This window comes from Pseudomonas sp. EB271-G4-1, from assembly GCF_058791355.1.
Map to the genome: position 1 here is coordinate 1 of NZ_JBYTEO010000014.1, position 15,587 is coordinate 15,587.

16 protein-coding genes are annotated in these 15,587 nt (G+C 54.1%); 4 read left to right on the plus strand and 12 right to left on the minus strand.

The annotated features are described in order from the left end of the window. Positions 1-383: 383 nt before the first annotated feature. Both AC3WWR_RS09350 and AC3WWR_RS09355 read left to right on the plus strand, forming a co-directional pair. Positions 384-1,565, plus strand: coding sequence for a hypothetical protein (locus tag AC3WWR_RS09350; RefSeq protein ID WP_492598658.1), 1,182 nt, complete (start codon positions 384-386; stop codon positions 1,563-1,565). Beyond that, a complete protein-coding gene (locus tag AC3WWR_RS09355) occupies positions 1,562-1,954 on the plus strand; it encodes a hypothetical protein (RefSeq protein WP_151142552.1) in 393 nt (130 codons plus the stop codon). Before AC3WWR_RS09350 ends, AC3WWR_RS09355 begins: the two co-directional genes overlap by 4 nt. A gap of 258 nt (positions 1,955-2,212) precedes the next feature. Here AC3WWR_RS09355 and AC3WWR_RS09360 read toward each other — a convergent pair whose 3' ends face one another. From AC3WWR_RS09360 to AC3WWR_RS09370, 3 genes are all read right to left on the minus strand, one after another. After that, positions 2,213-3,217, minus strand: coding sequence for an inositol monophosphatase family protein (locus AC3WWR_RS09360; protein ID WP_225441924.1), 1,005 nt, complete (start codon positions 3,215-3,217; stop codon positions 2,213-2,215). A gap of 202 nt (positions 3,218-3,419) precedes the next feature. Next, complete coding sequence (locus AC3WWR_RS09365) at positions 3,420-4,805, minus strand: DEAD/DEAH box helicase (RefSeq protein ID WP_033041406.1); 1,386 nt, start codon at positions 4,803-4,805, stop codon at positions 3,420-3,422. Next, positions 4,802-5,383, minus strand: coding sequence for a VspR family transcription factor (locus AC3WWR_RS09370; protein WP_033041408.1), 582 nt, complete (start codon positions 5,381-5,383; stop codon positions 4,802-4,804). Before AC3WWR_RS09370 ends, AC3WWR_RS09365 begins: the two co-directional genes overlap by 4 nt. Before the next feature lie 111 nt (positions 5,384-5,494). Between AC3WWR_RS09370 and AC3WWR_RS09375 the strand changes: the two genes are divergently transcribed. After that, positions 5,495-5,749, plus strand: coding sequence for a helix-turn-helix domain-containing protein (locus AC3WWR_RS09375; protein WP_020798186.1), 255 nt, complete (start codon positions 5,495-5,497; stop codon positions 5,747-5,749). Positions 5,750-5,948: 199 nt separating this feature from the next. Further along, entirely contained in the window at positions 5,949-6,398 is a 450-nt protein-coding gene (locus AC3WWR_RS09380; protein WP_492598659.1) for an Xre family toxin-antitoxin system antitoxin, read from the plus strand. Between the two features lie 687 nt (positions 6,399-7,085). Here the strand turns inward: AC3WWR_RS09380 and AC3WWR_RS09385 are convergent. Genes AC3WWR_RS09385 through AC3WWR_RS09425 form a run of 9 tightly spaced genes read right to left on the minus strand, consistent with a single transcriptional unit; the run spans position 7,086 to position 15,563 of the window. Continuing rightward, positions 7,086-8,279, minus strand: a complete 1,194-nt coding sequence (locus AC3WWR_RS09385; RefSeq protein WP_033041000.1) for an MFS transporter — start codon at positions 8,277-8,279, stop codon at positions 7,086-7,088. Continuing rightward, entirely contained in the window at positions 8,279-9,019 is a 741-nt protein-coding gene (locus tag AC3WWR_RS09390; protein WP_020798189.1) for an alpha/beta fold hydrolase, read from the minus strand. The genes AC3WWR_RS09385 and AC3WWR_RS09390 overlap by 1 nt, the downstream gene beginning before the upstream one ends. A 42-nt stretch (positions 9,020-9,061) precedes the next feature. Continuing rightward, positions 9,062-9,919: a cache domain-containing protein gene (locus AC3WWR_RS09395; protein WP_033040998.1), complete on the minus strand. Its 858-nt coding sequence runs from the start codon at positions 9,917-9,919 to the stop codon at positions 9,062-9,064. Then, positions 9,916-10,797: a pantoate--beta-alanine ligase gene (panC, locus tag AC3WWR_RS09400; RefSeq protein WP_020798191.1), complete on the minus strand. Its 882-nt coding sequence runs from the start codon at positions 10,795-10,797 to the stop codon at positions 9,916-9,918. The genes AC3WWR_RS09395 and panC overlap by 4 nt, the downstream gene beginning before the upstream one ends. A 4-nt stretch (positions 10,798-10,801) precedes the next feature. Continuing rightward, positions 10,802-11,353 (minus strand): glutathione peroxidase, encoded by a 552-nt coding sequence (locus AC3WWR_RS09405; RefSeq protein WP_033040996.1) that lies wholly within the window; start codon positions 11,351-11,353, stop codon positions 10,802-10,804. Positions 11,354-11,377: 24 nt separating this feature from the next. Then, entirely contained in the window at positions 11,378-12,502 is a 1,125-nt protein-coding gene (locus AC3WWR_RS09410; RefSeq protein ID WP_033040994.1) for an acyl-CoA dehydrogenase family protein, read from the minus strand. A gap of 42 nt (positions 12,503-12,544) precedes the next feature. Then, positions 12,545-13,345, minus strand: coding sequence for a crotonase/enoyl-CoA hydratase family protein (locus tag AC3WWR_RS09415; protein ID WP_020798194.1), 801 nt, complete (start codon positions 13,343-13,345; stop codon positions 12,545-12,547). Beyond that, entirely contained in the window at positions 13,342-14,415 is a 1,074-nt protein-coding gene (locus AC3WWR_RS09420) for an acyl-CoA dehydrogenase family protein (protein WP_020798195.1), read from the minus strand. The genes AC3WWR_RS09415 and AC3WWR_RS09420 overlap by 4 nt, the downstream gene beginning before the upstream one ends. Next, on the minus strand, positions 14,415-15,563 hold the full coding sequence (locus AC3WWR_RS09425) for an acyl-CoA dehydrogenase family protein (protein ID WP_020798196.1): 1,149 nt from the start codon (positions 15,561-15,563) through the stop codon (positions 14,415-14,417). Before AC3WWR_RS09425 ends, AC3WWR_RS09420 begins: the two co-directional genes overlap by 1 nt. Positions 15,564-15,587 lie beyond the last annotated feature (24 nt).

Consider the following 15,587-nt stretch of genomic DNA (forward strand, 5'->3'; position numbering starts at 1 on the left):
TTAGACCCCGCGCAATGGGGGGCAGGAATCGGTCACGTTGTTAGCGAAATGACCGGTCACGATGAGCGAAATACGCACAAAACAGCTCATACGATCATCGTACGCCCACAGATAAAATTGACCTAGTCGACGAGAATGCGAACGGATCAGGATTTGAGTTTGGAGGCTTTCTCGATGAGTTATATGAAGATGAGTACAAGCCGACGGGAGTGTCAACGGAGGATTTTTTCAGGAATGTTATTGGATCTCTTCACGTCACCGAGCTAGGTCTATGCCGGCACGATTACAATTCTGGACCCTGTCCCAATATATTTCAGTGCATAGATTGCTCAGAACACTGTTTTAAAAAAGGTGATGAGAGATCATTGGCAGTTGCGCACAGAATGATCGCAAAATTAACACCTGTTATTGAAGCCGCTCAAATAGCAGTAAATAGTGGAGAACCTGGTGCGGAAAAATTTCTGAACTCCCATAAAAGAAAAATTTCCAGATACAAAAAGCAAATAGATATTTGTTCTGACCCAATGATCTCCAGTGAGGCGCTATGCGCCTTACCGCCATCTACACAAACAGACAATATAGTTTCAAAAGCACTTGCCCTACGCGATAACAACACAAAGCAACTGAAACAAAACTTGTATGAAAGGGGCAGAATTGGACATTGCGACATTGATCGCGAGACGGTGGATTTGTTCAATTCATTAATGACTTCCTGGACGGTGGATAGAGGGCTTCCTACTTGGGATAATGTTTGTGAGACCTTCAAGGATAAACACGACATACAGATAAAGCATCAGTTTATTAAGTGCAATAAGGAAATGGCACGCTCCTACGAAATCATGAGCAAGCAACTTCTAGAGAACAACTTAGTCAAGCGAGATTCTTCTTCAAGATGGTATTGGAATACTGAATACATAGTTTCACACATTTTGGATAACTGGCACTTCGAATCTCTTGGCTCGCCATCTCTTTCTAAAGTTACACAGTACATACAGGAGAAATATCCATATGCAAAAACAACCCCTATGGCTCTTCAAAAAAATCTCAAAACACGGAAGCTTCTTTCAGACAAGTTATTGGATCTATATGCCAAGGGAATGATATTTCTTTCTGCCAATGGATGGGTCATTTGTGAGAGGAAAATGACTTCACAACATAGTACATATTTTAACATTCATGAATCTTTTAATGCTTTTGCGGAAGACTGGGGAATCAAAGATGGTCTTCCTTTCGTGGATATTATTTTAAAAAAATTTTCGGAGAAAACTGGATTTACGTTTAGAAAATCATACCTTTTTTCTGATAAAAAACTTTTTGAAAGCCTCAACAGAATAAAAGAAAGCGCCCTCAATACGGGTTTCGTGAACTACAGCAAATCAAATGTACCCTCCTGGAATGTAGGCCGTATAGTTTCATCTTACTGCATTAATACGAATGGCACCTTAAAAACCGATCACATCAATGAAATGTATAACAATATTATATTCCTCTTCCCGGGTATTAAGCTCAACGAGCGCGATTTTTTGAGAACATTGAAAACTCAGTTGCATGAGGATTTTGAATGAAGCGCAGAAGAATTACCGAAGACGATGCCGCGACATTTATTAACATCCTCAAAAGCTGGGATATCAATAAAGACGGCGAACTGAATTGGAATAGTTTTATCGCCAGCATTCAGGCCATAACGGGTTATTTATATGAAAGAACCTCACTATACAAAACAAAAGAAGGAGCAATTTACAGAGAGTTTGAGACTGCTAAAACCCTAATAAGAACAGGAACAAAGCCGAAGGGAAATTCGATGTCTAGGAAGAATTTATTAGTAGCACATTCCAAATTGAAAGGTGAGATTGAAACACTACGCGCCGAAAACCTCAGCTTACTTCAATTACACGCTAGGTATCTAAAATTATTGTATGAAAACGATATAATACCGGAGTTCGATGAATTGTAAGGATTATCACCTGCACTGGAAATCATTGGCGATATTGCTAGACCAATTTATTCCTCGAAACCATCGCTGGACGAGGCTGCATTGGTCCATTTTTTCGCGAAACCAATTAGACATTATCGTTGGCTGGAAACATACGGCGCGGAACTTGACTCTTGCTGAAGGATTTATACATCGCCGGGACACCTCTTGATTGTGCGAAACGGTTAACGCGGATCGTTTGTTGGCTTCTGCGACAGACTAATTTTCCAGGAAAACGAATTAATCATCTGTGAAAATTCGATCCCAATCTCGAGCAGCCAATGTTCGGCACACAGCTTCCAAGCCACCAAAACAGCGTCGTGATACTACTTGCATATTGTCCTGCGTCACGTACCGTATTGATTCGCCATTTTCATTGAGCAGAACGCCGCCCGCTCCCTTAAGCAACGCATGACCCGCGACAACATCATGCGCAGATACCTGGCATACAGATACACCGCACACACCATCGCCAGCGGCTACTTTTGCAAGCCTGTAGGCAATCGAGGGCATGGCGACAAAACTGCTTGGAGCGCAAAGCTGGCGATTTATTACTGCCTTATTTACGGCAGCTGAACTGACCATCACGCGACTATCACTCGACCAAATCATGCCCGGAAGCTTGAGGGCCACGGATTTCCCATTGCGTAGCAAATTGGACAATCCTTCTGCCCAAGCGATGCAATCTGGAACCCCTTCGAGGGTAACGGGTGCGTAGACCACACCTAAGATTGGTGTGTGTTTGTATAGAAGGCCGATTGATATAGCTGAGCCTTTCAGCCCTCTCAGAAAATCATTTGTGCCATCATTGGGGTCAACTACCCAGCACCATGAATCTCCTGTCAGGGTATGGCCGGTCTCCTCCCCCCAATAGTCGCAGAAAAACAGGTCAAGCAACCGCTGACGTAGAAGCTGTTCAATTTCGACATCAACGACTGCCTTGTCCCCCTGCCCCCTTGGCCCGTCTGCTCGCTGCCATTCTGTTACGAGAAGCTGGCCAGCCTTGCAAACTATGTTGATGACGGAGGAAAGCAGCGCTGGCAGGTCTGGACTTTTTGAGTGGGGGTTGGATAGGGCCCCGGCTAGCCTGCCCAGCGGCTCGTGGACTGAACCCAAATGCAGCGCAGCATCAAGAAAACGATTTGACGCTTTTTCAGACCTAGCGAACATTGAGCGCCGAGCCTCAGTTTCAAATTGAAATTTCATGGCCCATTTCGATGTTTTCGCTTTGCGCTTACCTTTCATTACCACCCCCCACGCTCTTGATGAGCAAAATGGTTTGCTGTCGCGCCGATCACGATCAGCGACCTCCCTCCTCCATCAGTGCTAAAGAAGGGTGGCTGTTGACCGAGCTCAGCGGAGAGATGGATCACAAGTTCCAACATAGGTGGACCCCAGGCCACGCTGAACCAGCACTGATATGGTCTCTTAATGGACAAAATACACATCAGAAAACGGCCAGCAATTGCTGGCGATAATTCTTCGAAAAGCTTATTTGAAAAGTCGATGTAGGGGACAAATCGACCTCCGATAGAAATTTCTGCGCCGTAGCAGTAGGCGTAGAGCTGCCTGGGTCTCCACTGAGCGTGTTCACGGAGCAATCCAACTCACCTTCGATTGCACAAGCCTGGGGTGCAGGCGCACCTACAGCGCACACAACAGCCAAATCTTCCGGCAAATCATCTGCGATACGCTGAGAGAATCGCTTCAGTGTCGGCTCCGCCAGGACGAATAACCAAGCTTGATCATCAATCTCGCCCATACGTCGAAGGATTCTTCCCAGCACCTGACGATAATGCAGTTCAGTACGGATTCGACTGAGGTAGCAGCAAACTTGAAGCCGAGGAATATCGGTCCCCTCACTGATCATTCCCACTGCAACGATCCACCGGCAGTCGCTATTTTTGAACCCATTGATTACCTGTTGCGCATCCGGGGTTCTGGTTGTCACGACTTGGAAGCTTTCGCCCTTGTCCTTCAGGGCCATGGCGACTTGGTGAGCATGCTCGATATTCGTGGCAACTACCAAGCCCGCGGCATTCGGTTTAAGCATCCGCACTTCATCAAGTTTCTTGCTCCCCAGGTCAAGCAACTGGTGAAGCGCGTCCTCATGACAAATCAGATCCTCGTATGAGACCGGAGACTCACGCAGCAGCTTAGCGATGCTGGGAAAAAGCTTGATCGTACTCTCGTTTGCAGAGTCTTCTTTGAGCCTCAGCATCTGGTTATCTAACAGAACAATGCGTGGTGACCGACAAACCCCGTCGGAAATGGCTTCTTTAAGGCCGTAACGATAGTCGCAAATCAATCGGCCTTCCGGGTTGGAGTAACGAGCCAGAGCAATGCCTCTGTCATCGGAACGCCAGGGTGTACCCGATAGAGCCAAAGTAAAGGCGGCACGGTCCTGCATCTTCAAAAGAATTTGTTGTCCCCAGGCATTGCTTAAAAGCGGATCGTGTCCTGAGCAGTGATGGATTTCGTCGAATATTGCAAACACGCGATAGTCATCGAAAAGCCTCCAGAAAGCCTCATCCTGGTGCTCCATGGCTTGATAGGTACTTGCGATTCCAATGGCACCGATCAGTCCATCCAATCGCCTCCCCAATACTGTAGAGAACGTAATGCGAAAACCTTCGACGACTTGGCACGAGGGAGCAAAACACAGCACGAGATCAATCTTGCCCTGCTGTAACAAACGCCGAGCAAGCTCTGCGGCCATCCGAGTCTTCCCCGCCCCCGGGGTGGCTTGACAGAAGAAGTGCGGCGTTGAGGTGTAGTGTTCCAACGCGATCTCAATGCATTGGCTCTGCCATTTTCTCGGCAATGCTTTCATCGTGCGGACGTGACTGTCTTGAGCGTCTTTTCGACCGCCCGGAGATGCCCTAGAAGACGAGAGCTTCGGTCTCGAGCCTCCAGATACTCGCCTTCGACTTGGTCTTTCAGATGCGGCATTTCGTCGAGCAGCTGCTTATACCGCTCCGCCTCTCCCATTGAAGAAAGGAAGTCTAGGCGAATTTCTTTGAGTATGGACTCCAAGTGCTCGATCACATCTGGGCCTGACTGCTCTGGATCAATGCTTTGTAAGGGCTTATGTAACGGTTTATTTATCGGCTTAGCACTGCTCTCGTACCCATTATCGACGAGCTCCACCTGCAAGTTCGCCGGAATACCGTGCCAGTGATAGATCTGACCTCGCTTTTGTCGTTTTTCATCCTGAATGACCCATCCACTACGCAGCATGCGTCGGATCTGCTCATAGACATATCGACGCAAGTCGCTGCTGTTAAAAGTCATACCCGTCAGGTGAGTAGCGTACGCGTCACGCAGCTCCTGGGTCGTAAATTGGCGTAGATGCTCCTGCTGAAACAGGTCGTAAAGCCGCCTGTCGAGGATAAATGAATCGGGTTTCATGCAGGCACCTGGAAGGGAAATTCGCGGAACGATCAAAATGCGGATTATAATCCGTGGTTGATTCATCCGCAAACGCACGATAGTGCCGCCTCAGTGGGAACCGAGGCGGTTATGCATCAGCTTGCAAAGGCATTGGGCGAAAGAATACGGACACAACGGAAGGCCAAAGGATTTTCACAAGATGCCTTGGCGCTTTCCTGCAGTGTCGATCGTAGCTATATGGGGCGTATTGAACGCGGTGAAGTCAACATCACCGTGGAAAAGCTATATCGCATAGCCACCGTATTGGAATGCGAGCCGCAATTTCTCTTGCCTGAGGCGCTGTCTCTCCACGAATTGGCTTCTGATTTGGCGGCAAGCGACTGAGCCAACAAGCATGCGTCGACATGAATTTAGCTATCCCTATCGTTTTTTCCCCGACCGAACGCTCTAGTGATTGGGCGCTTCCCTGCCTCCTCCAGTTCTAAATGAACCATGCGGCAGCGGCCGTTAAAATTTGCGCGCTTTCATGCGATACGGATGTGCCAGATACTAAGTGGCAAAGATCCAACCATGAAGGTGCGCCATGCTTGCCGAAGTGCTGAACGAGAATTCTTTTCGTGACTTCCGGGACCGGTTGTCAGATTTTCTCAATGTCCCCATCGACGCTTCAGACTCGGACATCCATGAGATGATCAATGCCGGCTTTTCAGCCGATCGGATCAACATTTTTTGCGAGCAGGGCAAAATCCCCCCGCAACAACGCGACCAGATCATCCCTTACAAGACACTCAGCTCTAGGTTGACGCTCGGGCAGAGACTCACGGTGGATGAGAGTGAGCGCTTATTTCGACATGCCTACATCGCCGCTATGGCAGAAGTACTTTTTGGTAGAAGAGAGAAAGCCAGTTCGTGGCTCTCGAAGCCTAAGGATCATTTTTCCGGGAAAAGTCCAATAGCAATGCTCTCAACCAAACAAGGCACTCACCAGGTTGAGCAATTACTAATACAGGTTGCTGAAGGGTACGCATTTTGATCGCTGGGCACGTCGGTGCAACGCAGAATTGAGAGATTCTTCCTCCAGCTAAACCGACTGGGAACAGACGGCGGCTTCGCCACACCGAAGACCGCCACGATCCGTGCCACCGCAGTGTCAGTGCTCATGTTCATGCGCTCGACATCGAGGTGAATGGAGTCGATGCGGATCTTTGCGTCATTCCACGAACGAATCGGGCACAGTCATCAGGATCGGAGAAAGGCCATTTCACGACTATCATTCCGTCTGCGCAAGGCAACCCGATGCTGACGGACTGCTAGTTCTGAATGTTTGGCCCTAGCTTCACCGACAAGAAAGCAGGCAAGTCACTGAGGTGTCGATCACCGTAAAGCGACAACCAATTTCGCACGAAGTTGGCATTAAAAGCACTCCACTTCAACAATAATAAAGGGCAATTCATGAGCATCGTATGGGATACAGTTCGCCCCTCGTGAGCCCCTCACCGCCCAGTCAACGTCCATCGCGAAAGCTGGACCACTCCAGATGACCTCGTGTCGATTTTCGGAATCGGGAACGGAATGCCGCCGTAACAACCCTCCAGCGGCAAGCGATTACTAGTTGGTCTTGCAAGTGGTCACGTTGGTAACCGTTTTTTGATAGCCGCTGTCGGGTATAGCCGCTGTGCCATGGGGCGGACATCCGTAGCAACAGCACCTCTTATCGCTCCTACCTTTTATTCCTACACAAATAGAGCACCGCAACAAACCCACCCATCGACATCAACGCAGCACAGAGAAATATCGCCGCATAGCCTAGGCCAGAAGCAACCAGGCCCATCACCGGGCCGGCCAGCCCCACTGCGATATCAAAGAATAAAGAAAGTGCACTGAGCGCCGAATTACGGTTGGCCGCCGGAGTGCTGGACAGTGTTTCCACCCCTAATCCCGGATAGACCCATGACACCCCTATCCCGGTCAGCGCACCGCCAGCAATTGCCAGTGCGGGAGATGGCGCCAGCCATATCAGCAGCATTCCCAAGGTCTGTACAAGCAGGCAGCCGCCCACCACCTTGTAGCCCCTGTATCGCTGCAGTATTCCGGGCGACGACAAGCGGGCAACGATAAAACCAGCACCGAACCCACTCAAACAGTAGGCGGCGTTGTCCCACCCGTTGCTGTCGAAGTACAGTGCGACGAATGCCGTCAGGCCGCCAAACCCTACTGAACTGCACACAAGGACCAGGCCATTGGGCATGACCGCGAAAAGAACTCGATAAAATGCCAATCGGGCGCCTGAAATCAAGGGCGCCGGGCGCTTGCCCAGCGCCAAAAGCAGGAACATCAGGCCAAGCAATACGGTGCACAGTCCGACACTGGCAATACCTAACGAATTACGCAGCAGCACGCCCAGCGGCGCTCCGACTGCCGTACCACCATAAGCCGCTATTCCGTTCCACGACATGACCTGTGCTGCCCGAGGCGCACCACATAATCCAATGGCCCAGGTGCAACAAGGCGTGGAGATCATGGCCGTGGACGCCCCCAACACCAGCCTGCCCAGCAGTATGAGCGTCAGGGTCAACCAGGGTTGGGTGTGCAAGATGAGCGCAAGTGCGGTCAGGATGCCGCTCAACATCAAGCCGCTGAGCCCACACACCACCGCGTATTTGGCGCCCAGGCGATCAGCCACGCCACCGGCCAACGGGCGAGCCAGGAGCGTCGCCAGGTACTGCGAGCTGATCACCACGCCGGCAAAAATCGAGGTCAGGCCCAGGTCATTGAGGACATAGCCCGGCAACACCGCAAGTGGCAAGCCACTGCAGACGTACGAGATGAAGTTGAAGCAGATAATGGACAGGATCAACCAGTGGCTGCCGATAGCCTTGCCATTACTACGGCTTAAAACACCGATGTCGCCCATCACCCATGCCGCTCCAGGCCCCATACGACATCCGCAAGCAACTGCGGGTGTGATACGAACGGCTCATGCGCTGTATCGATCTCGACAACCACCTCTGCGTCGGCACGTTGCGCAAACCGCCGCTGCCAGTCGACGGGCAGGATGTTGTCGCGCAGGGTGATGATGTAACTCGCCGCAATGATGCCCGGATATCCCACGCGGCTGATGGCGTCTGTCGCCACACAGAGTGGCGTCGTGTCCTGGCTCGCTTCACTTAACAACCAACCCAGGGTTTGCTCACTCAAATCTTGCCCGAACATCGCCACGGCCAGCGCCTGAGGGGTGGTTTGCGCAGGATCCAGCGGCCAGCCAACATGGTCCGGACTTTCGCCATGCAGCCTGGTGCCAAGCAGCTGCAGAATTGATTGGCCTTCACTGGGCAATGCGCAAGCCAGGTACACCAACTGCGAATACAGTTGGGGAGCGGCCAGTACCATCATCGGCAGCAGGGCTCCCGCGATGGAATGCCCAAGCAGGACGGCCTGGTTCACGCCGAGTGCACGCAGGTCCTCATTAAGCTCCTCGACCACATCATCGAGCCGCAGGGACACAACATCCCGCCCGCGCTTGGTGCCGCACCCTGGCATATCTAGGGTAATCACTCGCTCGAAGCATCCGGGCTGCTGGTTTAATACTTCAATAAAGGGCCCCCAACACCAGGAGCCGTGGTTGCCGCCATGCAGCAATACCAAATCAGTCATGCGCACGCTCCTGAGAGTGGGTACCAGTCGTACCTGTCTTGATCACTTGACTGCATAGCAACCCACGGCGACGACGAACCCGTTTACCCGCTGCAGAAAAGTTCTCTTGTATTCGTTTTGCCCGGTAATCGGGTTACGCCACAGATAAACGATCTCACCTGTTTCATGGCCGCTCATCTGTTTGAGGATGGCCTCGCCAATCGGCTTGCCATCGACTGAGCGCAATGACTTGAAGTCGGTGCCGATCAGCCGGGACGAAAAACCGTGAGCGACAAACCGCTTGGTCTTGAGATCCACCACAAAGGCATACAGATCATCCTCGGTGAACTGTTTATCGTGCTGGTTAATGAGCCCGAAGGTGGTTTTCGCGTCGTTGGCAACTTGTCGCGAAATCTGCCCAAGCAGCTGTTGGGCCTGTTCGGGGGAGGACCGTGGCATGTAGTAACCCACGACGATCAACCGATCCTTGACGCGCTGATAGAACACGCGTTTGCGCTCGACCTTGGCGTGTTGCCAGTTCCACCAGCGGTATTCGGCGCTACGCACAATGCCATCGTCAGGCTGTGCAATGGCATGCTCGAATGCCTCCTTGAGATCGACATCCAGGACACTTAACACCGGCTTGCCGACCAGCGAAGCGGAAGGCCCGCCGCTGGCGAGCATCACACCGGAGGTATCGACCACGTAGATGTACAGTTCACCATCGATAAAGGCCCCCTGCCGACTGAACTCGGCCAACGCCGAGTCACCCTTGGCTTTGTACTCGTCAACAGCTTTTACCAACAAGGCATTTGCGCGTTGGGTGTCAGCACTGTAAGCGTCGACCGCTGCTTGCTGAGCAAAGCCGACGAGGGAGAAAAAACACAGGCACAACGCAGCGATCGCTCGATAATGACTCATGGTTGTGCCTCTGGTGAAGTTTCCGATGCCCGAAGGTCCACTGTCAGATTGTCAATGAGCCGTGTTTTGCCAATGCGCGCCGCCACCAGAATCACAAAGTGAGTATCGGTGCTTTTCAGTGGTGTCAGATCCTGGGCATTCCTGATTTCAAAGTATTCCAGCTGAAAACCGGCGTCACTGATACGTTGATGACATTCAATCAACTGGCGCTCAGCCACCCGCCTCTCGAGCTGGATACTCGCCGCCATTTGCTTCAAACAAGCGTAGAGGACGGGGGCTACCGAGCGCTCATGCTCGGTCAGATAGTCGTTGCGCGAGGATAATGCCAAGCCGTCCGAGGCTCGGATCGTCGGTGCACCGACAACGTCAGTCACCATGTTGAGATCCCTGACCATCGAGCGCACGATTGCCAGCTGCTGATAATCCTTTTCCCCGAAAACCGCCACGTCTGGCTGGGCAATGTTTAGCAGCTTGGCGACGACAGTGGCCATGCCGTCAAAGTGACCAGGGCGTGCCGCACCGCAAAGACCTTCAGAAACGTTCGGCACACTGACGATGGCCTGATTGAGCATTCCATCCGGATAGATCTGTTCGACAGCGGGGGCAAACAGCACATCACACCCGGCATTGACCAGTCTTTCGCGATCAGCGTCGGGCGTGCGGGGATAGTTGGCCAGGTCTTCATTGGCCCCGAACTGGAGTGGATTGACGAAGATGCTGGCGACGACGAAGTCCGCTCGTTGCTTTGCGCAATGAATCAGGGCTATATGACCGTCATGCAAATTGCCCATGGTCGGCACCAGTGCGACTTTCTTGTTCTCACCCCGGGCGCGGGCCACGAGCGCACGCAGCGCGCCAACCGTATCGACTGTCTGCACCGCGTTACGCCTCTTTAGCCAGTTGCGCCTCGATTGCCTCAATCAACCGCGGATCATCCGCTGCAACGTCCGGAGCGAAACGAGCGACGACCGCACCCTGGCGATCGATCAGAAACTTCTCGAAGTTCCAGAGCACGTCCGTCGTGTTGGCGGACTCGATCCCGTAACCCAGCAGACGCTCGCGCATTGGACCTTCGCCTGTGGACTCGGGTTGCGCGGCTGTCAGTTCGGCGTAGAGAGGATGCTGCTCGGTGCCAACAACCGAGATTTTCGAGAACAGGGGAAAGTGAACGTCATAGTTCACTGAGCAGAACTCAGCGATTTCCGCGTCGCTATAGGGCTCCTGTTCCCTGAAATCGTTGGCAGGGAAACCCAGCACTTCCAGCCCTTGTGAATGCTTGCTCTGGTAGAGCTTTTCCAGACCTTCGTATTGCGGGGTCAGGCCACATTTAGAAGCCACGTTGACCACCAGCAGGACTTTGCCCCGATAATCGCCAAGGCGGCTGGCACTGCCATCGATCTGCTTCAGCGAAATATCATAAAGAGAGTTACTCATTTGTCTGCCTCATGCAGGTTGGCTTCAAAGGGTACGGCCGATGATTTCTTTCATGATCTCCGAGGTGCCGCCATAGATACGGGCCACTCGCGCGTCGACCCAGGCGCGGCTGATCTTGTATTCGCTCATGAAGCCGTAGCCGCCATGCAATTGCAGGAACTCGTCGAGCAGCTTGCCCTGCATTTCCGATCCCAGCAGCTTGGCCATCGCTGCGATTTCGGGCGTCAACTCGCCGCGCATCACCTTGGCCAGGCAGTCGTCGACGAACACCCGCAACATAGTGGCTTGGGCCTTGGCTTCGGCAAGCTTGAAGCGGGTGTTCTGGAAGTCGAGAACCGGTTTGCCAAAGACTTTGCGTTCACGGGTGTAGCCGATGGTTTCTTCCAGCAGCGTGTCGATCGATTGGGCGGCACGGATAGCAATGATCAAGCGTTCCCAGGCCAATTGGTGAGTCAGGTATTTGAACCCCATCCCCTCCTCCCCCAATCGATTGCCAACCGGCACCCTTACCTCATCGAAAAACAGCTCGGCAGTGTCCTGCCCTTTCAGACCGATCTTTTCCAGCAGACGACCCTTGGCAAAACCCGCACGACTTTCTTCGACGCAGATCAAGGTCAGCTCTTTGGCAGCAGGATCAATCTTGGTGGCGGTCACCACCAGGCCGGCATTGCCGCCGTTGGTGATGAAGGTCTTCTGGCCGTTGACGATGTAGTCATCACCGTCGCGGCGCGCCGAAGTGCGCATGGATCGCAGGTCGCTGCCGATGCCTGGTTCGCTCATGGCGATCACGCCAATCAACTCACCGCTGACCATGCGCGGCAGCCATTGCTGCTTCTGCTCTTCGCTGCCATAGGCAACGATGTAAGGGGTGACGATTTCCGAGTGAGTGGTAAAACCCACCGCGGTGGCATTGGCTCGCGCCAGTTCTTCGATCATCACCGCAGAATGACCGAAGTCGCCTCCCGGGCCGCCGTATTCTTCGGGCACCGTGGAGCACAGCAAGCCGTTCTCGCCGGCCTTGAGCCAGACTTCCTTGGGCACGATGCCGTTCTTTTCCCACTCATGCAGGTAGGGCACGATTTCGCGATCGACGAAACGGCGGGCCTGATCACGGAACATATTGTGGTCTTCTCGAAATACGCCACGCATCTTGCTTACTCCAGATCGATTCTTGTTGTTGGCAATGAGTAATCAGCGGTCCCGGTATTGCGGCTCGCGCTTATCGACAAAAGCGGCCACCGCTTCCTGATGGTCTTCGGTGTGATGGGCGAGTGCCTGGTATGCGGCAGACAACTCCAGTAGCGAGTCGAGACGCATATGTTGGCCTTCGCGCAGCAGGCGCTTGCACAGCCGCAACGCATGGCCCGGGTTGCTGGCGATCCGCCGCGCCAAGGCTTGCGCTTCCGACTGCAGGGTTTCATGGGTGCAGACCTGCTCTACCAGGCCCCATTCCAGCGCTTTTGCAGCATCGATAGCGTCACCGGTAAACGCCATCAGGCTGGCTTTCGGGATGCCGATGATGCGCGGCAACAGCCAGGCGCCGCCGTCACCCGGAACAATGCCCAGGCGCACAAAACTCTCGGCGAAGATCGCCTTGGGTGCCGCCAGCCGGATGTCGCACATGCACGCCAGATCCAGGCCCGCACCAATCGCTGGGCCGTTGACCGCGGCGATCACCGGGATATCCAACTCGTAGATCGCCAGGGGAATACGTTGAATGCCATCACGGTAGGTGTTGCGCAGCTCATAAGGCGAGCCAGCGAAGATGCCGCCACGCTCATGCATGTCCTTGACGTTGCCACCGGCACAAAAGGCGCTGCCATTACCGGTGAGCACCATGACCCGCACCGTTGGGTCGCGACGTAATTGGGCACAGAGGTCGACAAACTCCTGAATTTGCTCGGGCGTCGTCAACGCGTTGCGGGTTTCGGGATGGTTCATGCGCACAGTGACGACACCGCCATCGCGCTCTATCTGAAGAAACGGGCTCATACCGGATCACTCACAAGTCGGGTTAATGAATGTTGGCCATGACCTGTCAGTAACGGCCAGTACCCTTCGCTTCCACCCTGGCAGACCCGGACGCCCAGGCGTTGGCTCCAAAGGCTGGCCGATCCGAATTCGCTGCGCCACGCCCACAACCGCCGGGTGAGCAAATGCAGGGGATATTCCTCGGTAAAGCCAATGGCACCATGCACCGAATGGGCAAAGCCGGCGCCAACACTGGCCGCTTCTGCCGTGCTGATTTTTGCGGCCGCAATGGTCAACGTGGCGAGTCCACAACGCGATTCCACGAAGGCAGCCTCGGCGGCAATCCCGGCGGCGGCGGCTTGTTCCGCGAATACCGCCAGTTGCTGTTGAATGGCCTGGAACGAGCCGATGGCCTTGCCGAATTGTTTGCGTTCCCCGGCATAGTTGGCAGTCATGTCCAATAGCGCATGCAATGCCCCGGCAGTCTGCGCCGCGCGCAGCATCGCGCCGCCCAATTCCAGGACATTGGCGTCGAACCCGTTGGGCAGCGGCGCTTGCGCCAGTACCTGGGCGCTGTTGAAACCCAGGTCATCACGCGGTTCGCCAGCCACATTCAGACTGAGCGTGAGTTCACTGGCAGCGCTACGCGATAGCAAAACCACATGCGGAACCCCCGTTGAGCTGTTGGCAATCGCGACAACCTCTTCGACATTACGCCCCCAAGGTACCGAATAGGCGGTGCCATTAACGCGCTCGCCATCGAGCACCAGATTGGCATTGGCAGCCATGCTCAGCGCACCAGCCCTCCCCTCCAGGCCTGACTTGCTCAGCAGCCAGTTGGCCAGCAAGGCCTCACCTATTGGGGCCGGAACGGAAAAGCGTCCGGCGGCACGCACCAGCACATACATATCAGACCAACTGGCTTCGGCTCCGCCCAGCGCTTCGCTGACACCCGCCAAAGAGAAGCCCGACTCATCCAGCGCGGCCCATAAATCCGCCGGCCATTCCCCGCCTTCACACCTCATCACATAAGCGGGCGTCGCCAAATCGGCGAACAGGCGTTCAATCGTCGTTTCAAATATCTCGCGCATTATCGCAACCCCAGGCCGCGGGCAATGATGCCGCGCAGAATTTCACGAGTGCCCCCGCGCAGTGAGAACGAGGGCGCCATCTGAGTCAGGTAGGCGAGTACCCGGGCATGTTCGCTGCCGCCGTCTTGCCGTGGCTCGGTTTCCAGCAGCAGCTGGGCAACCTCGGGGATTTCCTGTTCAAAGGCATTGCCGAGGTCTTTCACGCAGGAAGCCGCCCAGGCTGGGTGCTCACCCGCTGCCAGCTGTGCCGTAACCGACAATGACATGTTGCGCAGGGTCAGCAGCTTGGCCGAAAGACGCCCGATTTCTCGCGCCTGTAACGCGTTGGGGGTCTTGCCCAGCGCATCGATCAGGGTTTTCAGCAGCGCCATGCAGCTGAGGAACCGTTCAGGGCCGCTACGCTCGAAGGCCAGTTCGGCGGTCACTTGATCCCAGCCTTTGCCTTCAGTACCGATCAAGGCATCAGCCGGCAACCGCACATTGTCGAAAAACACTTCGTTGAAATGCTCGCCACCGGCCAGGTCTCGAATGGGTCGGATGGTGATGCCGGGCAGGCTCAGGTCGACAATGAATTGCGACATGCCCTCGTGACGGGCCTCCTGTTTTTCACCGGTACGCACCAGGGCAATCATGTACTGCGAATGATGGGCGTTGGTGGTCCAGACCTTCTGGCCATTGACCAGCCAGCTATCGCCCTCACGGACGGCGGTACTCTTGATCGAAGCCAGGTCGGAGCCTGAGTTGGGCTCGCTCATGCCAATGCAGAAGTAGCTTTCACCCCGGCAAATGGCTGGCAGGTAATACTGTTTTTGTTGCTCGGTACCGAAGCGATTGATCAGCGGACCGCTTTGGCGGTCGGCGATCCAGTGGGCCGATACCGGTGCACCGGCAGCCAGCAACTCTTCGATAATCACATATCGGGCAAAGGGCCCCGCCTCGGCGCCACCATAAGCCTTGGGCAAGGCCATGCCGACCCAGCCCCGGGACCCAAGCTTCTTGCTGAACTCGGCGCTGAAGCCCATCCAGGATTGAGCACTCAAGGTCGGCGGGTAATCGGCCAGCGTGTCATGGATGAACGCCCGCACTTCTGCACGAAGCGCTTCAGCCTCGGGGGGGATGTTGCTGTAGGTAAATTGACTGATGGCCATATGCGCTCTCTAACGCTGAACACA